Source organism: Marinobacterium mangrovicola (assembly GCF_004339595.1).
GTDB classification, from domain to species: Bacteria; Pseudomonadota; Gammaproteobacteria; order Pseudomonadales; family Balneatricaceae; genus Marinobacterium_D; species Marinobacterium_D mangrovicola.
This window is the reverse complement of the sequence record NZ_SMFU01000007.1, coordinates 638,415-661,176: the sequence shown is the minus strand read 5'-3', so window position 1 is coordinate 661,176 and position 22,762 is coordinate 638,415. Positions and strand designations below refer to the sequence as shown.

At 55.8% G+C, this 22,762-nt stretch carries 22 protein-coding genes; 6 read left to right on the top strand and 16 right to left on the bottom strand.

Annotated elements, in window-relative coordinates:
* Positions 1 to 32 precede the first annotated feature (32 nt).
* The 5 genes from CLV83_RS03990 to trmH all read right to left on the bottom strand — a co-directional run bounded on the left by CLV83_RS03990 (position 33) and on the right by trmH (position 7,727).
* A complete protein-coding gene (locus tag CLV83_RS03990) occupies positions 33 to 2,168 on the bottom strand; it encodes a TRAP transporter permease (RefSeq protein WP_132287828.1) in 2,136 nt (711 codons plus the stop codon).
* A 94-nt stretch (positions 2,169 to 2,262) separates the two neighbouring features.
* The gene (locus tag CLV83_RS03985) at positions 2,263 to 3,294 is read right to left on the bottom strand and encodes a TAXI family TRAP transporter solute-binding subunit (RefSeq protein ID WP_132287825.1); all 1,032 of its coding nucleotides are present in this window, start codon (positions 3,292 to 3,294) and stop codon (positions 2,263 to 2,265) included.
* A gap of 228 nt (positions 3,295 to 3,522) precedes the next feature.
* Complete coding sequence (locus CLV83_RS03980) at positions 3,523 to 4,923, bottom strand: sigma-54-dependent transcriptional regulator (RefSeq protein WP_132287822.1); 1,401 nt, start codon at positions 4,921 to 4,923, stop codon at positions 3,523 to 3,525.
* A 42-nt stretch (positions 4,924 to 4,965) separates the two neighbouring features.
* A complete protein-coding gene (locus tag CLV83_RS03975; protein ID WP_132287819.1) occupies positions 4,966 to 7,005 on the bottom strand; it encodes an ATP-binding protein in 2,040 nt (679 codons plus the stop codon).
* A 38-nt stretch (positions 7,006 to 7,043) separates the two neighbouring features.
* Positions 7,044 to 7,727, bottom strand: coding sequence for a tRNA (guanosine(18)-2'-O)-methyltransferase TrmH (gene trmH, locus CLV83_RS03970; protein ID WP_132287816.1), 684 nt, complete (start codon positions 7,725 to 7,727; stop codon positions 7,044 to 7,046).
* Between the two features lie 130 nt (positions 7,728 to 7,857).
* Between trmH and CLV83_RS03965 the strand changes: the two genes are divergently transcribed.
* Positions 7,858 to 8,727, top strand: coding sequence for a prephenate dehydratase (locus tag CLV83_RS03965; RefSeq protein WP_132287813.1), 870 nt, complete (start codon positions 7,858 to 7,860; stop codon positions 8,725 to 8,727).
* Positions 8,728 to 9,583: 856 nt separating this feature from the next.
* Positions 9,584 to 9,931: a SemiSWEET family sugar transporter gene (locus CLV83_RS03960; RefSeq protein ID WP_132287810.1), complete on the top strand. Its 348-nt coding sequence runs from the start codon at positions 9,584 to 9,586 to the stop codon at positions 9,929 to 9,931.
* Between the two features lie 149 nt (positions 9,932 to 10,080).
* On the opposite strand, the gene CLV83_RS03955 is transcribed toward CLV83_RS03960, so the two are convergent.
* Both CLV83_RS03955 and CLV83_RS03950 read right to left on the bottom strand, forming a co-directional pair.
* A complete protein-coding gene (locus CLV83_RS03955; RefSeq protein WP_235009063.1) occupies positions 10,081 to 10,968 on the bottom strand; it encodes a DMT family transporter in 888 nt (295 codons plus the stop codon).
* Between the two features lie 421 nt (positions 10,969 to 11,389).
* A complete protein-coding gene (locus tag CLV83_RS03950; protein ID WP_132287804.1) occupies positions 11,390 to 11,992 on the bottom strand; it encodes an alpha-ketoglutarate-dependent dioxygenase AlkB family protein in 603 nt (200 codons plus the stop codon).
* Between the two features lie 345 nt (positions 11,993 to 12,337).
* On the opposite strand from CLV83_RS03950, the gene CLV83_RS03945 reads away from it, so the two are divergent.
* Positions 12,338 to 13,414 (top strand): hypothetical protein, encoded by a 1,077-nt coding sequence (locus tag CLV83_RS03945; RefSeq protein WP_132287801.1) that lies wholly within the window; start codon positions 12,338 to 12,340, stop codon positions 13,412 to 13,414.
* A 59-nt stretch (positions 13,415 to 13,473) separates the two neighbouring features.
* Here CLV83_RS03945 and CLV83_RS03940 read toward each other — a convergent pair whose 3' ends face one another.
* Positions 13,474 to 14,397, bottom strand: coding sequence for a LysR family transcriptional regulator (locus tag CLV83_RS03940; protein ID WP_132287798.1), 924 nt, complete (start codon positions 14,395 to 14,397; stop codon positions 13,474 to 13,476).
* A gap of 148 nt (positions 14,398 to 14,545) precedes the next feature.
* Here CLV83_RS03940 and CLV83_RS03935 point away from each other — a divergent pair, with 148 nt between their 5' ends.
* Together CLV83_RS03935 and CLV83_RS03930 are read left to right on the top strand one after the other, a co-directional pair.
* On the top strand, positions 14,546 to 14,767 hold the full coding sequence (locus CLV83_RS03935; protein WP_132287795.1) for a DUF1127 domain-containing protein: 222 nt from the start codon (positions 14,546 to 14,548) through the stop codon (positions 14,765 to 14,767).
* A gap of 111 nt (positions 14,768 to 14,878) precedes the next feature.
* Positions 14,879 to 15,373: an NUDIX domain-containing protein gene (locus CLV83_RS03930; protein WP_132287792.1), complete on the top strand. Its 495-nt coding sequence runs from the start codon at positions 14,879 to 14,881 to the stop codon at positions 15,371 to 15,373.
* Here CLV83_RS03930 and CLV83_RS03925 read toward each other — a convergent pair.
* From CLV83_RS03925 to CLV83_RS03895, 7 genes are all read right to left on the bottom strand, one after another.
* On the bottom strand, positions 15,360 to 17,288 hold the full coding sequence (locus CLV83_RS03925) for an FUSC family protein (RefSeq protein WP_243642328.1): 1,929 nt from the start codon (positions 17,286 to 17,288) through the stop codon (positions 15,360 to 15,362). The genes CLV83_RS03930 and CLV83_RS03925 overlap by 14 nt on opposite strands.
* Positions 17,288 to 17,767 (bottom strand): MarR family winged helix-turn-helix transcriptional regulator, encoded by a 480-nt coding sequence (locus CLV83_RS03920; RefSeq protein WP_207894720.1) that lies wholly within the window; start codon positions 17,765 to 17,767, stop codon positions 17,288 to 17,290. Before CLV83_RS03920 ends, CLV83_RS03925 begins: the two co-directional genes overlap by 1 nt.
* A 174-nt stretch (positions 17,768 to 17,941) precedes the next feature.
* The gene (locus CLV83_RS03915; protein ID WP_132287786.1) at positions 17,942 to 18,112 is read right to left on the bottom strand and encodes an entericidin A/B family lipoprotein; all 171 of its coding nucleotides are present in this window, start codon (positions 18,110 to 18,112) and stop codon (positions 17,942 to 17,944) included.
* A 172-nt stretch (positions 18,113 to 18,284) separates the two neighbouring features.
* A complete protein-coding gene (locus tag CLV83_RS03910; RefSeq protein ID WP_132287783.1) occupies positions 18,285 to 18,437 on the bottom strand; it encodes an entericidin A/B family lipoprotein in 153 nt (50 codons plus the stop codon).
* 126 nt (positions 18,438 to 18,563) lie between these two features.
* Complete coding sequence (locus CLV83_RS03905; protein ID WP_132287780.1) at positions 18,564 to 19,514, bottom strand: sensor domain-containing diguanylate cyclase; 951 nt, start codon at positions 19,512 to 19,514, stop codon at positions 18,564 to 18,566.
* A gap of 219 nt (positions 19,515 to 19,733) precedes the next feature.
* On the bottom strand, positions 19,734 to 20,000 hold the full coding sequence (locus CLV83_RS03900) for a DksA/TraR family C4-type zinc finger protein (protein ID WP_132287777.1): 267 nt from the start codon (positions 19,998 to 20,000) through the stop codon (positions 19,734 to 19,736).
* 219 nt (positions 20,001 to 20,219) lie between these two features.
* A complete protein-coding gene (locus CLV83_RS03895) occupies positions 20,220 to 21,122 on the bottom strand; it encodes a LysR family transcriptional regulator (RefSeq protein ID WP_132287774.1) in 903 nt (300 codons plus the stop codon).
* A 106-nt stretch (positions 21,123 to 21,228) separates the two neighbouring features.
* Here CLV83_RS03895 and CLV83_RS03890 point away from each other — a divergent pair, with 106 nt between their 5' ends.
* A complete protein-coding gene (locus tag CLV83_RS03890) occupies positions 21,229 to 22,221 on the top strand; it encodes a DMT family transporter (RefSeq protein WP_132287771.1) in 993 nt (330 codons plus the stop codon).
* A gap of 136 nt (positions 22,222 to 22,357) precedes the next feature.
* Here the strand turns inward: CLV83_RS03890 and CLV83_RS03885 are convergent, their stop codons facing one another.
* Positions 22,358 to 22,699, bottom strand: coding sequence for a zinc ribbon domain-containing protein YjdM (locus CLV83_RS03885; RefSeq protein WP_132287768.1), 342 nt, complete (start codon positions 22,697 to 22,699; stop codon positions 22,358 to 22,360).
* Positions 22,700 to 22,762 lie beyond the last annotated feature (63 nt).

Below are 22,762 nucleotides of genomic sequence, written 5' to 3'. Positions count from 1 at the left end.
TCCCCGACCCAGCATCAACACCTCAGTGAGCCTCAGGCCGTAGCGGCTTTCGGCATCGGTGTATGGAAACGACGGCTGTAGATAAACAGACCGATAAAGACAGCCGCAGCAATCAGGTCATAGACCAGGTTGCCGTGGGGCCAGAGCAGTCCCAGGGCGCAAGCACCGCTGATCAGGCGCAGCAGAATGTTCAGCTTGCCTTCCAGGTAGCCTTCCATAAAGCCAACGAACGCATACATGCCAAGGATGCCAAACAGGAAGATAGTCAGCACCTCTTCCCAACTGCCGCCAATAAACGGCGTGTAGGCAAACAGCAGCGGCACCACGTAAAGACCCTTGGAGATCTTCCAGGCGGTGAAGCCTGTCGCCATCGGCGGTGTGCGGGCAATAGCCGCGGCAGCGAAGGCAGTCAGACAGACCGGCGGGGTCACGTTGGAGTCCTGCGACAGCCAGAAGATGATCATATGCGCAGACAGCAGCAGCATCGACAGCATGGTCGGATCCAGCGCCTGCTGCATCAGCTGGCTCTTGAAGTCAGCCGGTACCTGGGCCACCAGGGCCGCAGCATCCGCCGTCGACATCGGCTGCGCCAGCGCCGCCATGGCGTTCGGGTCAATCAGCATAAAGATGGTGCGCGCCGCTTCCGGCAACTGACCGGAGGCGATCATGTCGATCAGCTCACGCTCAGCCATCAGGTTGTACAGCGCAGGTGCTGACAGGGTTGCCAGTACGATGTAAGCCGCGGTTACCGGCAGGCCCATACCCAGCACCAGGGATGCCAGCGCCACCAGTACGATGGTGATCAGCAAGCTGCCACCCGCCCAGTCGGTCACCATCAGTGAGAAGGTGTTACCGATACCGGTCATGGCGACCACGTTCACCACGATACCCACGGCGATCAGCAGCATGGCGGTGGTCGCCATGTTCTTGGAGCCCTGCGCCAGCGCGTCCAGTACATCGCGAACGCCCATCTTGCGCGGCGACAGCCAGGAAGCGACTACTACCGAGATAATGGAGATACCGGCGGCGTAGGTCGGGGTAAAGCCGTAGATCAACAGAGCCACCAGAACCACCAGCGGCAGCAGGCAGTGCCATCCCTCTTTAAACACCTCACCCAGCGGACGAGCTTCAAGCTCCACCGCTTCGGTATGGCTGCGCTTGGCCTCGACCCGCACGTAAAACGCTACAGAGAGGAAGTACAGCAGCGCCGGCAGTGCAGCGATGGCAATAATAGTGACGTAAGGGATCTGAGTGTAAGACGCCATGATAAAGGCACCCGCCCCCATTACCGGCGGCATCAGCTGCCCACCGGTAGAAGCCGCAGCCTCAACACCCGCGGAAAAGCGTGCCGGGAACCCGGCCTTGCGCATCATCGGGATGGTGATCACACCGGTGGATACGGTGTTGGCAACAGAGGAGCCGGACACCGAGCCCATCAGGCCAGAACCGAAAACAGCTACCAGGCCCGGACCGCCGATCATGCGACCCGCCACACAGCGAGACAGCTCGATGATGAAGTCACCAGCACCGGATTTAACCAGGAAGGCGCCAAACAGAATGAACATGAACACGTAAGTCCATGAAATCTGAGCGATTGCGCCGAACATACCCTCAGAAGAGAAGTAGCTGCGGAACAGCACCGTTTCCAGCGACAGACCCGGGAACTGGAACATGCCGGGCACATACTGGCCCCACCAGAACACGTAGGTCAGTGCCACCAGGATCATCGACGGGATAAACCAGCCAGTAGTACGTCGGGTCATCTCCAGACCGATCGCGATGGCGATAATCGCCACCACCCAGTCGGAGGTGATGAAGTGAACTCCCCTGTCATAGAGGGCGTCCTCGAAAAGCATCAGGTAGATCGTAGTGGCGACGGCGACAAAACCTATGGCCAGATCGATCGCCAGCACCAGCTTACCGGACGCTGCACTCTTCGGCGTGCACATTGGCACCATCAGCGCGGTGATCAGGGCAAAGCCGGCAAAGTGGATCGCAGAAACCCACAGCTCGGACATGGTACCCAGGGTGTTGAAGTAGATGTGCGCCAGCGCAAACACAACGCCCGCCCAGTAAATGAAGCGGCCGACCAGCGAATTCTCGTCACGCTGAGCCAATTCCAGGCTCTTCAGGCGCTCCTCCGTCTGCTGATCATCGGTAGCTGTCATGAGACGACCTCTAGTAACTTTTTATAAGAACGACCACGACTCCCGCCCCGCGCAGAGGGCGGGACGGGAGCGTACTTCAGGATGCTGCCGGGGTTCAGTCAGCGATCAGACGATCAGGGATCTCTACGCCCACTTCACGATAGTAACGCGCAGCGCCCGGGTGCAGCGGTGTCGGCAGGCCGGCAATCGCTTTTTCCAGTGCCATCGCCTTAGTGGCGGCGTGGATACCATTCAGGAAGGTGAGGTTTTCGTAGATGGTTTTGGTCAGCTGATAAACATCTTCTTCGGAGACATCATCACGCACAGCGAGGAAGTTAGGCTGGGCGATGGTGTTGATCTCCTGGGTCTGACCCGGGTAGGTGTTCTCTGGGATGGTAAAGCGAGTCCAGAGGTCGTATTTGCCGTTGGCTTCCTTCATCTGCTCGTCGGTGAAGTTCAGCACCTGGATGTCGGAACCCATGGCAGCATAAGCACGGGTGATCGCAGAGGTCGGAACGCCTGACGGAATATTCATACCGTCAATGGTGCCGTTCTGCATGGCGTCGGCAGAAGGACCGTAGCCCATGTAGGCCAGGTTGAAGCTATCCGGATCGATGCCCAGGTTGCCCAGGATTTCACGACCAGAACCTTCGGTACCGGAGTTTTTCTTACCGATGGAGAATTTGCGGTCGGTGAAACCGGCCAGGTCGGAAATGGTGCCGGTTTCCGCGTAGTCGGAACGAACCACGAACTGCTCAACGTTCTGCCACAGCATGGAAACAGAGCGCAGGTATTCCTGCTTGCCGGCATCTTTCAGCTGGCCTTCGCCTTCCCATGCCCAGGCGCCATAGAGGCCCTGCAGGATGGCGAACTGTGCTTCGTTTTCGCGCATCATTTTGACGTTCTCGCCAGAACCTGCGGAGTTGATCGCGGACAGTGCCAGACCGGTGGTCGGCTCCAGCTTGACCTTGGCCAGGGTAGCCAGGGCAACACCTACGGGGTAGAAGGTACCGCCGGTTGAAGCGGTGGCGAGAATGTAAGAGCGATTTTCTTCAGCAGCCTGAGCCAGTCCACTGGTGCCGGTGGCAACGCCTACTGCCAGAGCCAGTCCCATGCCTTTGATGAAATTGCGCTTGTTGATCTTCATGCCTGCATCCTTTTGTTTTGGTTATTGGCAAACGACGGACAGGAACTTGTTTGGGGTAAGCCCGCCGTCTGATCTCAATCCCACTAGATAAAGCAAGGACCGCGCCAGACTTTCAAATAAAACATATCTGCATGTTTTATAAAGATATTTATCAAAGACACTTTCAGACCAACAAACACATAAGCAAAATTTCGCCTATGATTTTCGCACCTCTAGGCAATTTTCCGCTTATTCCGCTTCGGTGACGAACTCGCTACGGCTGATACCGTAACGCTGCATTTTCTGGTTCAGCGTACGCCGCGGAAGGTCGAGCTCCTCCATTACGGCCTTGATATTGCCGCCATGGGTCGTGAGGCTCTTGCGGATCGCCTGAGCTTCAAATTCAGCCACCTGGACCGCCAGCGGCAGACCGCGCTGGTTGATTCGCACCGTCGCCAACGGCGGCTGCCCACGAGACAGGAGTTCAGCCACAGTAGCGCGACGATCCAGGGCAAAGCGGATCGCCACGTTCTTCAGTTCACGCACGTTGCCGGGCCAGGCGTAGGACTGGAGCGCATCGATATCGTGATCGCTGAGCGGTCGCGCTTCACGCTGATGATCAGTGGCCGCCAGCGCCACATAGTGGGCGAAGAGCAGCGGCACATCGTCGAGCCGATCCCGCAACGGGGTCAGGTGCAGCTCAGAGACGCAGAGCCGGTAAAACAGATCCTCACGAAAGCCATCTTCATCGCGCAGATCCACCTTGGAAGCTGCAACAACGCGCAGGTCCACCGGGATCGGCTGATTTGAGCCGAGTCGCTCCACCACCCCCTCCTGCAACGCACGCAGCACTTTCACCTGCAGGCTGTGCGGCATGCTTTCGATCTCATCGAGAAACAGGGTGCCGCCGCTGGCGTATTCGAACTTGCCGATGCGGCGTTTATTGGCGCCTGTAAAGGCACCGGCCTCGTGACCGAACAGCTCACTTTCGATCAGATTTTCCGGAATGGCGCCACAGTTGAGCGGCACAAAGGGCTTGTCGGCCCGATTACTGAAACTGTGCAGACACTGGGCCACCAACTCTTTGCCGGTGCCGGTTTCGCCATAGATGATCACATTGGTATCAAGCTGACCCAGGGTCATAATCTCGTCACGCACCCGGGTAATCGCCGGTGAGATACCGATCAGCTTGGCATCCAGGCCGGAGCGGGTGGCAAGATCCTGCTGCAGACGCAGGTTTTCCACCGTCAGGCGGCGTTTCTCGCAGGCGCGCTGGATGGTTTCCGCCAGACGGTCCGGCACATAGGGTTTTTCGATAAAGTCGTAGGCGCCGTCATGCATGGCGCCGATCGCCATATCCACATCACCGTGAGCGGTGAGCAGAATCACCGGCAAACCTTCCGCCTTCTTTCGCGCCTCCTGCATAAGCGCCATGCCGTCCATCTCCGGCATCCGTACGTCAGTCAGCAAGACTCCAGGCCAGGCCGGCGTCAGCGCCTTAAGTGCCTCTTTGGCCGAGGCGAAGGAAACCACATGAAAGCCGCACATTGTAAGCCACTGCGCCGTGGATTCGCGCACCATCGCCTCGTCATCCACGAGCATGACACAACGACACTGAATAACCGCATCGGCTGGTAATTCCGCTTTCATATAGCCCCTTTGGCTTGATTAGTTAGGCTTAGTTAATAATTTTCAGGCGTAGCGCTTAAAGATCACTTCGAAGCAGGCCCCGCCTTCAGCGCCCTGACTCACTTTGATACTGCCACCCAGATCCCTGACGATGGAATGCACGATCGCCAGGCCCAGCCCGAGTCCTGTACCCACCTCCTTGGTGGTAAAGAACGGCTCAAACAGCTGCTCGCGATGTTCCGCAGCAATACCGGGGCCATTATCTTCAACCCGCAGGGAGACCTCCTCCCCTTCTGCGCTGACCAACAACGTGAGCCGGTGGGGCGCCTGTTCATTCTGCATCGCATCACAGGCGTTTTTTACCAGGTTGATCAGCACCTGCTCAAAGCGTGCCTGATCACCGGCAAGCTGCACCTCCGGGCCCGGAGGATCGTAACAGAGCTGCAGATTCATCTCTGTAAAACGCCCCCGAAACAGGCCCAGCACCTGATCGATCGACTGTTCTACCGGCACCGGCGCCAGCGTTTCCGGCTTTTTGTAGGCGAAGGTTTTCAGCTGCCCGGTGATCAGGGCCATACGGTCAATCAGGCTTTCAAGCTGGCGGTAGTTATCCGCCTGCAGCTGCGGATTTTCCAGCTGACGTCGGCCAATCGCCAGATAGGTGCGGATCGCGGTCAATGGCTGGTTAAGTTCATGCACCACCTGCGCCGACATCCGTCCGAGCGCCGCCAACTTGCCCGCCTGCACCAGCTCCGCCTGGGTTTCCTCCAACGCCCGGGTGCGTTCCACCACCTTATGCTCCAACGACTCGTTGGCTTCACGTAACGCCTGCTCAAGGCGTTTGCGCCGGCTGATATCGATCACCGTCACCAGATAGCCCAGCTCGGGGTGATGTGCCATGCCACGCACAGAGACCATCATCGGAAACAGGCTGCCGTCGCCACGCCGCCCCAGGGTTTCGGCGTTGGTGAGCGGTTCGAAGTGATCGCGCCCCAGGCTGCCAAGCGTTTCCCTGAGCAGCCTGCCGGTGTCATCATCAAGAATCAGCGTACTGAATGCGCGATGACGCATGGAGTCGGCGGTCACCCCAAACAGCTGGGTCGCCATTGGGTTGATAAAATGGATGATCCCCTGGCTATCGATATTGATCAGTCCAACCTGTGCGGTGCTGATCATATCTCGCTGACGCTCCTGGTTGAGCGCTCTTTCTTCGGCCTGTTCACGTTGCAGCGCGCGCTTCTGGCGTTTCTCGCGGATATAAAGGATCAGTAGACCCAGAGCGAAGCCCGTACCAGCGATACTGCCTGCAAAAATACTCTGCTGCTGGCCGACGTTGCGGGCATCCACCAGCACGCTGACCTTCCAGTTCAGATCATCCAGCAGCACGCTATGCACCAGATACGGGGTGTGATCCAGGGTCAACAACCTGACCTGGGTGCCATCCCTGAGCACCTCAGAATTGGTCTCGGGTAGCCTGGCCGGCATATTCATGCTGAACAGTTGCTCGCCATCTTCACCGGCGATCAGGAAGGGGTAATCGATCGGCAGCTGCTCATGGAGTTTATCCAGCTCAAGCCGCATGGCCGCCACCCCGATCAGATCCTGCTGGTCGTAGATCGGCGCGGACAGGTACAGCGCCGCTCGCGGCGGGGTCCCCTCCTGCACAAACTCTCGCCCTTCATGCCCCGAAGAGGCCTGCTGAAAGTATTGTTTGTCGAATTGTGAAGTGGCCAGGAGCTCCTGCTGGTCGCGCCAGTTACTCGACGCCTGTGGCCTGCCGTTGAGATCCAGCACCAGCAGAGCACTGGAGCCGGCCACCAGGTTGATCTGCTCCAGATATCGATCGACAGGACCGCCCACATCCGCATCGGGGTGACGTAACAAGGTACGCACTTCGCGGCTTTGGGTCAGGACAAAAGGCAGGTAACGATACTGATCCAGGGCGGTACGCAACTGGGTCACGTTGCCCAGCAAACGGTCGGCGGCCTCTTCGTGCAGGCTTTCCAGCGCCCAGTTACGGCTGTACGAGCCGGCAACCAGCGTCAGCGCCATCACGCAGAGCAAATACACCGCCATCACTAGCAACGGGCGAAACGACAGCAAGGCACAGCCTCCGAAAAGTTTGCGTTTAGCTCGGCGAATCAGGCTCTCTGCGCCAGTAACGCCTTACAGGCCTCGGGGTCTAGCAGCTCGCCCATCTCGTCGTACTCCGGGTACGGCAGACCGGCGGTCAGGCAGTAAGTGGCGATCTTCTGGTAGCGGGACTCAAACATATGCCGGGCAATCACCTCCGCCGGCATGCGGTCCAGTTCGTAGAGTCCTGCCAGCTTGCGCTGCCGCTGGGCCTCTATCAGGATAATTCCAGCAGCGGTGGAGACGTTCAGCGACTCCACCATACCCATCATCGGTACGGTGATATGCAGATCCGCCGCCTGTGCCGCCTCTTCGCTGATCCCAGCCTTTTCCGCCCCCATCAGGATGGCGCAGGGGACGGTGTAATCCACCTCATGAAAATCCACGGCGCTGTCGGAAAGGTGTGCGGCGTAGATTTTCATCCCCTGGTCACGCACCGCATCGACCGCTTCACTAAGGGTGGAGTGAACCACGGATTCAACCCAACGGTCACTGCCACGAGAGGTTCCCCGATAGCGGCGATATTCGTGGTCCGGTTTAACCACATGCATTTTCGGGATCCCGACGGCATCGCAATTACGTACCAAGGCAGCCATGTTGCGAGGCTTATGTACTTTATCGGCGATCAAAGTCAGGTCCGGCTGGCGCCGTCTCAGCACCTGAAGTAATCGCTGCTCTCTTTCCGGTGTCATCTGTATTCCTCTAATTCTGCGCAGATGTTACCGCCAATCCGCCGTGCGAGGCCACTTCGTGTTTTGCGACCCGCCGGGACGTGCGATAATCGCCGCCCACCCGTTACGTTTACAGGAATAAACACAGACCATGAGCGACTCGAACGACATCATCGCCTATCAGGGATACCCCGGCGCGTACTCTCACCTCTCCTGCACTCGCGTCTTTCCGCAGATGCAGGCGCATGCCTGTGAGAGCTTTGTCGATGCGATGTTTATGGTCGATAACGGTGAAGCCAAGCTCGCCATGATTCCGCTGGAAAACTCTACCGCAGGCCGAGTAGAAGAGATCTACCGGCTGATGCCGAAAACCCAGCTGCATATTATCGGCGAGCATTTCGAACCGGTGAACCACTGCCTGCTGGGCCTGCCGGGTAGCCGAATCGAGGATCTGAAGACCGTATCCTCCCATCCCCAGGCGCTGGCGCAGTGCGATGGCAACCTGAAAGCGCTAGGCCTGACGCCGATCGCCGCGCTGGATACGGCGGGCTCAGCGGCGGAACTGGCCGAAACACGTCAGCCGGGGCATGCGGTAATCGCTTCCAGTCTCGCGGCGGAGCTATACGGGCTTGAGATACTGCAGGAGAACTTCCAGGACAAAAACGGCAACACCACCCGTTTCATGATTCTGACCAAGGATGGCCACGTACCGGAGCTGGACAGCAGCGAACACTTCCTGACCACCATCATGTTCACCGTTCGCAACCTGCCGGCGGCGCTCTATAAGGCACTGGGCGGCTTCGCCACCAACGGTATCAACATGGTTAAGCTGGAGAGCTACATGGCGTCTGACACCATGCAGGTATCCAGCTTCCACCTGGATGTGGAAGCCCACCCACATGACAAATCGATGCAATACGCGCTGCAGGAGCTGCACTTCTTTGCCAAGTCGGTACGGATCATCGGTACTTATCCGGCACACCACTTCCGTTATAGCCAGCAGATCAATATCGAAGACTAACTTGCACGCTTTCTAATAAAACCCCATCTTGCTGCGATGCAGCAAGATGGGGTTTTTTTATAACTAAATTGTTTTAAAAAAAGCACTAGCAGTATTGTGCATTGCAGCATAAGCGCTATATTTAAGTTGTCCTGAGGGATCAGGACGCGACAGGTGTCTCTCTTCACCTATCGCATCCCATCTTGCAGCTCCGGCCGTTGGAGTTGTTTGCACTTTGCCTACCCCTCTCCTCCTGGAGAGGGGATTTTTTACCAACCTTTTAGCCTAGACTCGCTCTGAGCTTTCTATACCGACAGCTACCAGCCGCATCGTTGCATAAATTTTAGCCAGTTTTGCAAAAATCGACCCTCAGCTTTTCATCCACTGATTCGCACCCAGAGTGGCCAGAAAGGCTAACAAAGTGTTTGGCATTTACTTAGGGTTGCTAAAGTAAACAGCCTGGGAAACAACAACCGACCGAGCGCTAACTGATTGTTATTTATACAGCTACCAACCATTCTATCCATTAAATAGAGTGCATACAGATAATAAAGGATCGCACCCCTAATAGTTAAATAGATAGAAACGCTATTTGAATATAAAACCTCAAACAAGCATCCGGCTCAGGTGAATTAATTTATTTATATTTTTTACATTTTCTCTATTGATCAGAGAAAACTCCATCCATAGAATCGCCGCCAACAAAACAACACATCAGGCAGCAACCTTCCGGTCTGCCGGGCCCGGTTTCCTGCCTTAAAGCCCACTTTTGCATCTAAGCCCTTGGCTAAAAACGATTATTCCCAGTAACGCTTCTACGGCGCTACCGGGCACTCTATTTTTTAATTTAACCGCTTAAGCCGTCCGAGGTTGGCCGATGGAACCGATCACCGTCGTAGGCATGATTGCCGCTTTCTGCACTACCAGTGCTTTTATTCCGCAGGTTGTACAGATCCTGCGTACAGGTAATGTTGATGGCATCTCTCTGCAGATGTATTCGATTTTTACCCTGGGTGTTGCCCTTTGGCTTGGATATGGCGTTGTGCTGCAGAGCTCACCGATCATCATTTCCAACAGCATTACCCTGGCACTGGCCGTTTCGGTACTGGGTCTGACCCTGACCAAACGCCGTCAGAACCGCAAACATGCGCTACACCTGGTGGCTGATAACACGGATGTCGCGGTAGTGAGTGCTGCTAACGAAGAGTTGGCAGCCGCTGCCTGAGGAGGCTATCACTACCCCGGCGATCTGCCACTGCAATACTGGCGATCCGCCGATAGTCTCCTCATCTTCTGCCCGGGCCCTTCCTCCCCTTCAGGCCCGGGCAGAATCCCATTGATTGCCCCTTTCTGACCTTGTCCGCGCAGGACCGCTCAGGCTGCACCTTTGATCCCAAACCAGGCTCTAATCGCCGGCCAGCGGTTTACCAGCATCGCCAGAAAGATCAGTCCGCAGCCCGCTATCTGCATGGCACTCATGCTATCGCCCAACCAGAACGCCGCCATCAACGCCGCCCAAACAGGTTCCAGCGTCATGATAATCGCTGCATGACTGATAGGAGCCATACTTTGGCCCCGGGTCTGGATCGAAAAACGCAGGATCGTTCCGATCAATACGCTGGCGACAAACCACCCCCAGACAGCGCCGGTTTGCGGCAGGTACCAGGTTTCGAAAATCGCCGATACCAGCAGTGTGATGGCGCCTGTCACCAGCAACTGAACGGTGGTCAGCGGCCCTACCGGAGTTTTGCTGGAGGCCTTGCTGTTCATGATGAACATCAGCGCAAGAAAAAACGCAGCGCCGAGGAAACACAGCTCGCCAAGACCAATGCTGAACGTGCTGTCCAGGGACAGGCAGGCCAGCCCCGCCACCACGCAGGGTAGCGAGTAATAGACGTAGCGGCCGGGTCGATCACCAAACAGAACCCCCAGCAGTGGCACCAGCACTACGCCAAGACTGGCCAGGAATGCGCCCACACCGATATGGGTGGCGATCTTCAGGCCCAGCACCCAGAACACCATGCCACAACCGAAGAACAGCCCTACCAGCAAGCACCCCTTCCATTGCTGCGAGCTCAGCCGCGCCAGTGCCCTGGCGTTGATCGGCAAAAGGATCAGCCCCGCCAGGGCAAACCGCATGGAGATGAACAGCAGCGGCGCAAATCCGGCCAGCGCCTCCTTGGACATGATCCAGCCAGCACCCGCCAGAAAAGTAGTGATCAGCAGAAGAATATCCGCCTTCACATGGTTGGAGAGGGTCACGCGTTGTCTCCTTACAGAGCAGCAGGCTGATGCTGCATGCCTGAAAAAATCCGTTAGTTGTGAATCGCCAGCCTTGCAGAGCACAGATGCGGCGCACTGCAGAACGCAACAGAGATCAAACATCCCATGAAAGAGACTGGCGTTCGCCCAAACAACAGCTTTACTGAATATAAGGCGTTGCTAAAAAGGGGCTGACTAAAGTGCAGCGCTCAAACGAACGCATCGACGCCCGCTCATGGCGCGAGGGATCCAGGTCCGGCTCAGCAGCCTCAGGGCAAAAGAACAGCGAAAAGAGCCCCCATGATACTGCAAATCGTGCGAATAGACAGTGAAACAAGGAGTTAGGGGAATCACCAAAGAGATCGGGTTACTGCTGCTTAACGCCGCCGACGCCGAGCCTCCAGCGGATACATAAGAGGTTTTATTCCTGCGGGATCACTTTACGGAAGGTCAGGTTGATACGCCCCTCGCGGATATCCGGGTCACGCGGAATGCAGTGAAACCAGTGATGCTGAAAGCCGGGCCGCATCAACAGCAGCGTGCCGCTATGCAACATCATGCATCCCTCTTCGCGACTGTCGCGATGCTGCCAGGCAAAGGTGCGACTGGCGCCCAGAGTGAGCGATGCGATCAACGGCGCCTGACCAAGCTCCGGTTCGTCATCAGCATGCCAGCCCACGCAGTCATCGCCTGTACGATAAAGATTGACCAGCACAGAGTTAAAGCGGGCGCCGGCCGCACGCTCAACCCGCTGACGGAGCGACTGCAGTAGCGGCGTCCAGGGGCGGGTCTGCAGCAGGTTGTTGCTGTAGCTGTAACGGATACCGGGATCGGCGTGCCAGGTCTGCTGCCGGGGCAATTCGAATATTCGCCCATCTACCTGATAATGGTTATCCGGCCAGGCGTTTTCTTCGAGCAACTGGGTATAAAGTTTCTGGCTCTCTTCAGGGCTGAAGAAGTCAGTGATAACGTTCAGTTCATTCAGGGGAGAGAAAGGCGGGTAAACAGGGCGTTTAGTTGACATCCGTGTAGCATCCACTGACTGAAGGCGAGTTTAGTAGCCGAATTTGATTCTTGGTACTGCAAACCAGTTCAAACAAAGCACATACATGAAACGAAGTTTTTCGATAGGCTCCACCAGTTTTAGCAGAAAATGGCGAAAATTGACCACACTATTTCCGGCACCCTACTGACAAACCACCGCTGGGCATGGACGCATGATCAGACAGGTCCAGATAACCTTTTCAAATCTAATATGTTACGCTCCACCTCATGAGCCCAGCAGACGCCTTAGCATACCTTCCGGGCTTTAGCGCTCTTGCTTAAATTTAACCTGCCAACAAAAAATTCAGTTAGGGTATTCACGTTTATGATTAGTGTATTCAATAAGCTTAACCGCACTTTTCGCCGTTCTACCCTGATGCAAAGGCTGATACCAGGGCCCGACTACACGTCGTTAAACGAATCCCCTTCTGGCACTTTCACTACTAAAAACAGTGGAATTTTTTACAGCAACTATCAGGCGCCTGATTCAACTTCAACGCTTTTGGTGATGGGCGTTGGGCGCGGTGGCACGTCTTTGGTCGCGGGGCTGCTTCACGAAATGGATATTTTCATGGGCGATCTCATGAGCACACCAAGCTACGAAGACCAAAAACTAATAAAGGAAATACTGGAATCCAAACCCAAGACCGTACAGAAAACAATCGACGATTACTCTGATCGGTTTGATATTTGGGGATTCAAACACCCGGAAGCACTCTCTTTTATTACCCGTAACTATAAACGCTTCCGTAATCCTCGGCTGATTTTCGTTGTCAAAGATACTGCGTCGATCGCTATGCGCAAAGCATACGTTCTGGGCAATGACCCTATCCAACATATGTACAATACATTTGATACATATGAGCAGATCCTTGACTTCATTCGAAGCTCCAAGCTTCCGACCATGACCGCGTCCTATGAAAAAATTATGTCTAACCCAGACAAGTTTATCGACGCCTTAGGTGAATTTGGTGGTATCACGCTGGATGAAAGTCGCCGCGCTTCTGCACTGAGCTTTATCGACAAAGGCAACAGTGACTATGAGCTATTCAGCATGAACAAACGTAATGCGCGCATAAATGGTCTTCACCATAAAACCAACCTGTATCAAGGTCACTTGGACCACGTCAGTATGCATCACATATCAGGCTGGGCGATAAACCAAAAAAGCCCCGAACCTTTGCAGGTTGTGCTGCTTGTGAACAATGAAGAAATAGCGCGTACCACTGCAGATTTACCGCGATCCGACGTGCAAAAGGCTTTAAATCACCCAGATGACAAATGCGGTTTTATCTTTGAGCTGCCCGGCAACCAGGGTCTGGCATCCGAGGATACTGTGCGTGTTGTCATTGATGCGCCGGTGCTTGATATAGCCGGATCACCACAGAAGGTAACCGGCTAGACACTTAAAAAGAGCAGTCCTGCTCCTAGCTTTCTTTATCTAGCAACCGCTTCCGTTTCCTACGCAGGCAACTCTCCCGGGTTGCTGCGTACCTCATGATCTGCTTCATGCAACCAAAGTGAATGCACCCCTGTGGCCAGCGCCTGCAAAGCCACCTCTTCACTTCGCTGTTTCAGCATCACCAGGTTCAGGGCGATCTCCGGCACCTCACCAGGCCAACATATTCCGTAGCCCTGCTCTTCGGCCTCCGCTGCATCGTCCTCCCTGACCACCGACATGCCGACCCCAGAGCGGATCAGGGCGCGAATAGCATCCTCGGTATCGCACCAGATAATCTCTGTGGGCGGTCGTTTCCTGCCTGAAAAAAGACCATCAAACAATTTGTAAAATGGACAATTTGGAGTCGTGTATACCCAGGGCAAGCTAGCCAGGTCATCCAGACTTTTACCCCTAATGCGATCCGCCCAGGCATAGGGCGCGAGGATGCTCATCGGTACCTGGCAGAGTTCGGTCACCTGTATATCGGCAGAATCGCAGGGGCCGAATATAAAACTCGCATCCAACTCACGCTGGCGTAGCTCCTTCAAGGCTTTGGCGCTACTGGTCTGCAGAAAATGGGCAACCAGCTGCGGGTGCCGCGATGAAAGCAGCCGGAACAGCTCTCCGACACGCATAAACTCGAAATCGGTATGGATGCCGATACGCAGCTCGCCAACCAGCTCATCACTGAGTTGAATCGCCTGCTGCATAAACTGCTCAGCTTCACGCAGCGTGCGTTCTGCCTGCTGATAAAGACGCTCTCCGGCCGGAGTCAGCAACATTCCCTTGGGTGTCCGCGAAAACAGCTGAACACCGGTCTCCTCCTCCAGCGCCTTGATCTGCGCGCTGATCGCAGGCTGACTGGTAAACAGCGCCTCAGATGCGCGTGTCAGATTCCCCGCCTGGGCTACTTTGACGAAGGTTTTTAGATGATAAAGCTCCATGACCTGGCTCCCCTGCTTTAACTGAATTAAAACACAAGCCCACCCTCTAGGCTCATCACAATTCCTGAAGCCCCCCTTCCGATTAAACGATTGGATCGCAATGAACCCGCTTTCTAATCTGACGCCAAGTCAACAGAGGAGATTCAAGATGAATACTCAGGTACAGGCGTTTCGGTTACAGGCAGTTCAAAAGCCGCACACTGGTCGTGCGAGTCACCTTAACTATTTGCTGCGGACAATAAAAAGCTGGCATGCCCGCTCAAGACAGAGACGCCAGTTGGCACAGCTGCCTCCAGAGATGCTCAAGGACATTGGCGTCAGCCGCAGCGATGCGCTCAGCGAGGCGGCCAAGCCGTTCTGGCAGCGTTAATTCAGCGGGTTCTACTCCGCAAGACCATCCATACCTCTTAGCCCGACTTTGAACACTGCTCCGCCCTGTGACATTGTTAACGGTATAGCGGCAAGAGAACGGCGGTTCAGCATGAGCGAAATAGAGCCTCAGATACGTAACGCGGTGCGGGGCCTGATCGTGCGAGACAACCAGGTACTGCTACTGAAGAAAGATGGTTATGAAACCGGCGGCGTTCGATACGCACTCCCCGGTGGCGGCCAGGACGCTGGCGAATCGCTGCTGGATACGCTACTGCGGGAATGTGAAGAAGAGATCGGCTGCCGCGTGACGACGGGCAACCTGGTGTCCGTGAACGACTTTATCAAACGACGCGATACCGAACCGGTTCGCTGGCGTCACGTGGTTGAATTCCTGTTTTGCTGTGAACTGCCGATAGGTTATCGACCACACAACGGCCCGGCGCCGGACAAGCACCAGGTCGATGTGGTCTGGATGCCGATCGATCAGCTGAGTGACATCCAGCTATTCCCGCAATATCTCGGCGAGCTGATCCCTCGCGTCTGCCAACAGCAACACGCGACTTATCAGGGACGCTTTGTGGATCCGGGCTTTAGCCGTTCTTAACGGCGCCTTTGAAAAATGCCGGTTGCTCGGAAAGCGCTTCGGCGGCCAGCTGCAGCGGCTCCCGCATCGGGGCTTGAATGCTGCTACCAATGCGCAGTAACACATCCTCCAGCGCCAGTTTCAGCTCGCCAGGAGACTCCTGTAACTGGTCAAAGCAGCTCAGCGCATAATCCACCGCGCGCTCATCCGTAGCTGCTAGCTGAGCTTCGTTGCGCAGCGTATGAAGAGCCAGGGTAGCCATCTCCAGCCTCAGCAGCAGCGTACCCCACTCTGCCGCACGAAAACGCTGGTTACCCAGCATGTCCGACCAGCGCACCAGATGGAAAAGACGATGAAAGGTTCGCGCCCGCCACAGTTTCCGAGTGGACGGAGACTCCTGCGATGCGGCCAGGTTTTGCAGTTCGCCGAGCATCTGTCGCTTGAGATCTTCGATACGCCGGCCCGCATTGACCGGATAGATCAGCAGATAACCCGCCCAGGCAATGAGTGGTGCTACCACTACCGCCAGGCTGAGAATGACGGAGTTTTCCAGGCTGCCCTGCAGCGGGAGCCCCGGTGCCGACAGCAACAGGAACACCATGTTGTAATCGAAGCCGGCGCCACCAAGGCGACGGTGAGACATCACCAGAACACCCAGGCCGATAAATGGCCACATCATCAAGACCTGCTGAAGCTCTGAGGTCGCATAGGGCCAGACCACCCAGTGGCACACCAGCGCTGCGATGGCGCCCATCAACTGCCCGACAAAGACCCATCGCATAACGCGCGCCGGGCTATCGAAGGTTGAGAAAACCGTCGACATCACCGATACGCCCAGCAGCATATAAGCACCGTAAGACTCACCACTCCAGGCCCAGATAAAGCCCACAGACATCATCAGGGTAAAGGCACGGATACTGGCCTGGCGCGCGCCGATCCAGTCACGGTGCAACACCAATTGCGGTGACAGGGTGTCGTCTCCCTCGTCCCGCATCAGCGGCGTCAGCTCCTTATGCAGAGCCAACATAAACGTATGTAGACGGGCGAGTTCCGGCACGGGCTTTATCGCTGCCAGAAGCTCATCGAACTGGCGCGGAATATCAGCACTCGGCTGGCGTTTCTCCAGCGTAGAGATCAACTCATCCAGCGCCTGCTGAATCGGCTCACCCAGCACTTTTTCCATGCCCTGACGGCGCCAGAGCAGCACCGAGAGCAGCTCCGGCAACACCCGTCGACATTGGCGTAATTTCTCTCGGGACAAGCCGGTATCGACTCCGCGCATCTCCAGTGCGGCATCAAGTGCCGCCATACGCGAAATCAGCGAGTGGCGTTTCTCCAGCAATGCTTCCGAATCACCACGCAGCACGGCGCGTACATGACGCATCACGCCGGCTGAGAAATCTACAATCTGCGCCATATCGTCCTGTGCTGCCGAACGGGCGGCAAAGAACCAGCTCACGCCTATGGCCAATACCACCCCGATCAGTGCTGTTGCCATGCGATCAAAACCAAGGGCAATAATCTGATCGTGGTGCGGGATGTCGACCAGCGCCACCAAGGATGCAGAGTAACCGGCCAGAATGGCGCCATAGGTCAGGAAAGAGCGCACGACATGCCCGACCAGCACGCAGGCGGACACCCACAACGACAAAGCGAGCGCCAGCAGAATGATGCTCTCTTTACAAAACCAGACGATGGCCACCCCCACAATGGCACCCAGAATAGTCCCGCCAAGCCGTGCCAGGCTCTTAGCCACCAGCTGACCTCTTACCGGCAGTGATGCGGCCCATACCGCCATTCCCGCCCAGTGCGGATGATCCAACCCCACGGCCCAAGCGATCAGCACCGACAGCGCCACCGCAATGGCCGTGCGCAACACAAACGCCAGCCGTCCGGTATCGAATCCGAGACGGGAAAGGGATTCAGTCAGAGTCATCACTGCTGCGGGTTCTCCAGGGCCAGGTCAAGGCGCGTTTCAATAGATTCAAAATAGTTAAGCATCTGCAGTACTGTGCTTTCATCCAGGCCGCCCAGTGCCTCGCATTCCGTCGCTACCACCAGCGTATTGATCTCGTCCACCTGACGACGGCCGGCATCGGTCAGATAGATCAGCCGCGCCCTGCGATCCTCCGTATCGACTCTTCTCTCCAGTAGAGATTTTTCAACCAGCAGGTCGAGTAACCGCACCAACGTCGACTTATCCAGTCCTGCGCGGCTAGCCAGCTCTTTCTGGCTGATGCCATCGCCATTGCGATAGAGATGCATCAGCGGCACCCAGGTCGCATCGGTGAGACCCGCCTCGGCCAGACGCATATCAACAAAACGGCGCCAGCGACGGGCAAGCGAAACCAGCCGGTAACCAAAAATATGGGTAGCCTCTTCCATCGAGGCTAAGCCGGCGTGTTTATCCTGCATAAATTAATTTGAATCCAATTGGTTTTAATTCAACTAGTTTTAATTCAAACCATATAAGCAAACAGACGGATGGGACACAAGAATTTGCTCGATGGAATCGGTTAATAAACGGGATCAGGGGAGAACCCCCTGATCATTGTTGCTGGCGGGCCGCTATCAGCCAACTGCCGGACGTCAACTACTGGCGTTACGTGCCGCGCCGCTGATGGCCTCACCGGCCTTCTGCAGATCCTTACCGGCACCTTCAACGGTAGAACAACCCGAAAGCCAGGCACTACCCGCAATCACCAGCAAACAACTCAGCAAAGAACTTCTCAGTAACGAACCCGAAAACCGTTTACGCATGGTCACTCCTCATGCAACGCCTAATTCCTGGAACTTCTATTCTCGTGAAAATTCGAAAATGAAGTAACTGCTAATATAAATTACCGAGGAGATGATACCGCCGCCAGCGCGGTGTGACTATGTACCTGTGGCGGCATAAAAGGTTAGCTGTGGCGGTATAAAGGCAGGAGTGTCAGTCGTGTCTTTCAGCCGCGTCTTCGATCTTCTGACCCGCCTTTTCGATGTCCTTCCCTGCACCCTCAATGGTGTTGCAGCCGCTCAGTACCACGCCACCGACAAACATCATCATCAGTACTATTACCGGGCTGATCATCCGCTTCTTCATGCTTGTTCCTCCAGTAGCAACGATTCTCCGGGAAATCCTTCCCGGCCTGTCTAACTATGAACAACTCAACGCGTTTCAGGTTCCACACTGAAACGCTATCGACTTATTTATAGCCTGTCAGACAAGTTACGCAATCGAGGAGGAAACGGATTGCGGCCAGCTACAGGCGATTCGGTTACGTCCGTTGCGCTTGGCCTGGTACAGCATGCGGTCAGCGATGGAGAACATCTGGCTAGATTCCATCCCCTCCGTGGGTGTCACGCTGGCCACGCCCAGACTGATAGTTACCTGGTTACCCGCCGAAGAGGCCGGGTGCGATATTGCTTCATCGATCACAGCGCGACGGCATCGCTCAGCAATATCCCGGGCCGCGTCGCGACCGGTCTCCGGCAACAGCAGAACAAACTCTTCCCCGCCATAACGGGCAAAGAAATCGCTGGAGCGGCAGGCGATTTCACGCAGCACATTCGCCACCTGAATCAGGCACTGGTCTCCCTGAAGGTGGCCACACTGGTCGTTATAGTCCTTGAAATGGTCGATATCGATCACGATTAGCGAAAGCGAGGTGCCGTGACGCAGAGCACGGTTCCACTCCTTGTCCAGGGTCTGGTCATAAAGCCTGCGGTTGGCCACACCGGTGAGCCCGTCCTGATAGGAGAGCGCTTCCAGTTTACGGTTGGCTGCGTGCAGTTCGTCTTCCAGTTTTTTGCGCTCGGAGATGTCAAACATGAAGCCGACCAGATAAACGGTTTCGCCCTCCTCCCTGATCGCGTGCACCACGTCACGTACCCAGACATAGCTGCCATCAGCCGTCAGCGCGCGGTAGTCCGCCTCGTGATCCACCCCTTTCTGACACAGGTCGATACAGTAGTTCGCGGTACGCTCGCGCTCATCAATGTGGATGCGATCAATCCAGTCCTGGGCGGTTTTCCAGCTATCCTGGGTCCAGCCCAGCAGTGCTTCGATCTGCGGGCCAATATATTCAAACTCTTTGGTGGCCCAGTTGATCTTCCAGGGAATGGCTTTGGTGGACTCAAGCAGAGTCTTGTAGTTAACGGCTTCGTCCTGATCAATCATTGTCGCTACTCAATTAATCGATTAAACCCGACCAGATGTACGATAGAACAACTCGGTCAGGGACTCACTCTGTTGCCGCTAAAACCGGGGGTTAAGCCCATATCAGCGAAGTTAAAGGCGAGTCGAAACTGAGCAGCTAAGATAGCATCGCATGCATAAGATAACACTAATTTAATGCGACAGGATGATTTCAGAACGAAACACCGTCTGACAACGAGTTTAGCGCAGCTGGCTGTCTTTACTGCCCCGGCGGTTATAACCGGCGCTCTGTTTCTGATTCGCTTCCAGCTCACTCTGACACTTAATGCAGATCTGTACCCCGGGAATCGCCAGCCGGCGCGCTTCCGGAATCGGAGCATCGCACTCTTCGCAATGCGTCGCACTCTCACCCTGGGGCAACCGGCTTCGCGCCAGGCTAACGGCATCATCGACACTGGCGTCTATCTGATCCTGAACCCCGCCATCACGGGACCAACCTCCGGCCATGAGACCTCCTGCTATTTTCCTGGCGAGTGCACTAAAACATGCGCCAATTAATGAGTATCCTCCCGCGACTCCAGCTTCGCCAGAGGCCTGATACAACTGAGGCTAAATTCTAGAAACTTTAGCGCTCGGCCGCGTGCCTGAAAGCGTCCTGCATTGAAGCGTCTTGGCTGACCATGCAATGCTGCCGAGAAAAACGCTGACTCGACGGGCCCGACCGACCTAAATGGACGACACCATATCTTCCTGATACCAATCCACCAGATAATCGATAAATACCCGTGCCTTGGTGGGTAAATATCGGTTGGGCAGATAGAGCGCGTAGATTCCAGCCGAGGGAGAACTATAACTTTCGAGCACCGGTTCAAGCCGCCCAGCCGCGATCGCCGGGCCTACCAGCACCGAAGAGAGCATGACAACACCGAGACCGCCCTGCGCCGCCTCAACCATCGCCGTCGCATTATTTGCCTTGAAGCTCCCCTGCACAGAAACGCTCTGAAGCCCTGCGCCATCATCGAAATACCAGAGGTTAAAGTCGTTGTTGGGAAAATAGACAATACAGCTGTGGTCTTTCAACTCCCCGGGTTCCCGCGGACGGCCATACTTGTCCCAATACTCGGGGGCCGCACAGACAACCCGCTGAGTATTGGTCAACAAACGCGCCGACAGTTGCTCTGGCGGCTCACGCGTCAAACGGATCGAAAGGTCAAAGCCCTCGTCCGCAAGATCCACGCGACGATCCGACAGATCCAGCTCCACCTCGACTTCGGGATAGTTGCGCATAAACCCAACCAGCGCCCGCGTCAGCTCCGTAGATCCTACACTAACTGGAGCGGTAACCCGCAGCAGGCCGCGTGGCTCATCCTGTAGATGCGCGACGGAAGCCTCGGCCGCCCTCGCCTCGTTCACCACTCGCCGGCAGTGCTGATAAAACACCCGCCCCGCTTCGGTCAGGCTGAGACGCCTGGTGGTTCGATTGAGCAGACGTGCGCCCAGCTCGGCCTCAAGCGCGCTGACCCGCTTACTGACCACCGGCGTAGAGATCTCCAGCACCCGGGCCGCCGCAGTAAACCCCGCATGATCGACCACCGCGGCAAAAACTGACATATCGTCAAGAGAGATCATTACCCACCATTAACAAACATATAGAAACAATAATTTTTCATTTAGACAGATTATAAATCAAATAGAAATTGTTAACCTAGACGCCTGTAACCTTAGGAGAAAACCGATGACCTCCAGCAGGCTCTGGCCCGCCGTTTTACTGCTACTGATCACCACTTGGTCCTGGGGCGGCATGTTTCCCGTCGCTAAACCGATGCTCGATATCCTCGACCCCTTTTTCATGACACTGATCCGCTTTTCACTCACGGCCCTGGGGCTTCTGCTGATTCTGTTCTGTGTCGAGGGCCGCAAAGCCTTCAGCTTTGAAGGACGTCTGCTTAAGCTGCTGTTTCTTGGCACCCTGGGCTTCGCTTGTTTCAACCTGCTCGCCTTCAATGGACTGGTGCACAGCAAGCCGGAACACGGTGCCGTTATCATGGCGACCCAGCCAATGATCGCCGTGCTGCTAACCTGGGTCATGCGTGGATTAAAGCCGGGAGCCTTTACCCTGGGAACTATCCTCGTCGCGTTCGCCGGTGTATTCCTGGTCATCACCGGTGGCGATATCGAGCGCGCTTTCGGTGGCGGCAAAATCATCTGGGACCTGCTCTTTTTTGTCGGCGCCATGTTCTGGGTGGCCTACACGCTGGGTGCCCAGTCATTCCATACCTGGTCACCGCTGCGCTACACAGCTATCACCGCAGGTCTTGGCTGCTTCAGCATCGCCCTGATCAGCTTCGGACTTACCGCCGCTGGCATGCTGTCGATACCGGACTGGAACACGCTGGTCGAGCTACGCTGGTCTCTCGCCTATCTGGTGATTCCGGCGGGCATCATGGGGGTCCTGTTCTGGAATATCGGTATCAAAAAGCTGGGGCCGATTAACGGCGTACTGTTTATCAACTTTGTACCTGTAAGCGCATTTACCATCGGTGTGGTACAGGGACGCAGCTTCAGTGCGGAAGAAGTGATCGGTGCAATACTGGTGATGTCCGCTCTGATCGCCAATAACCTCTATGTGAGAGCGCGAATGAAACGCTCAACAGGCGACGATGATCAAAGCCAACGAAACAACGAACAGCCGGCAAACAGGGCTACAGCACGACCCGATAATGCCTGACTGCAAAACTAACAGCCTGGCTGCCTGAATAGGCCCGGAGTAAGAACAAATTACGGTAAAAACCGGAAAAGCGAAGGGAACAAATACACCACGATCGCCGGGGCACGGAAAACGCCCCGGCAATACTAAAAGCTGATCAGGCTTTTTTGACGAACTCGGATTTCAGCATCATCGGACCGATACCGTCGACCTTGCAATCGATATTGTGATCGCCGTCGACCAGGCGGTTGATCTTCACCTTGGTACCCACCTTGATGGTGGAGGATGAGCCCTTCACCTTCAGATCCTTAATCAGGGTAACGTTATCCCCGTCGGCCAGTTCGTTGCCGTTGGCATCACGAACGACCAGCTTATCCTCCGCATCTTCCGCCGGCTCATTAGCAGACCATTCATGACCGCAGGACGGGCAGACAAACAGCCCCTGATCTTCGTAGGTATAGTCAGCTGCGCAACTGGGGCAAGCGGGATAATCGGCCATCAAAAACTCCAAATTCAGGGTATTAAACGGGCGAAATAGGCTATAACCCTATTTCGGACGCGT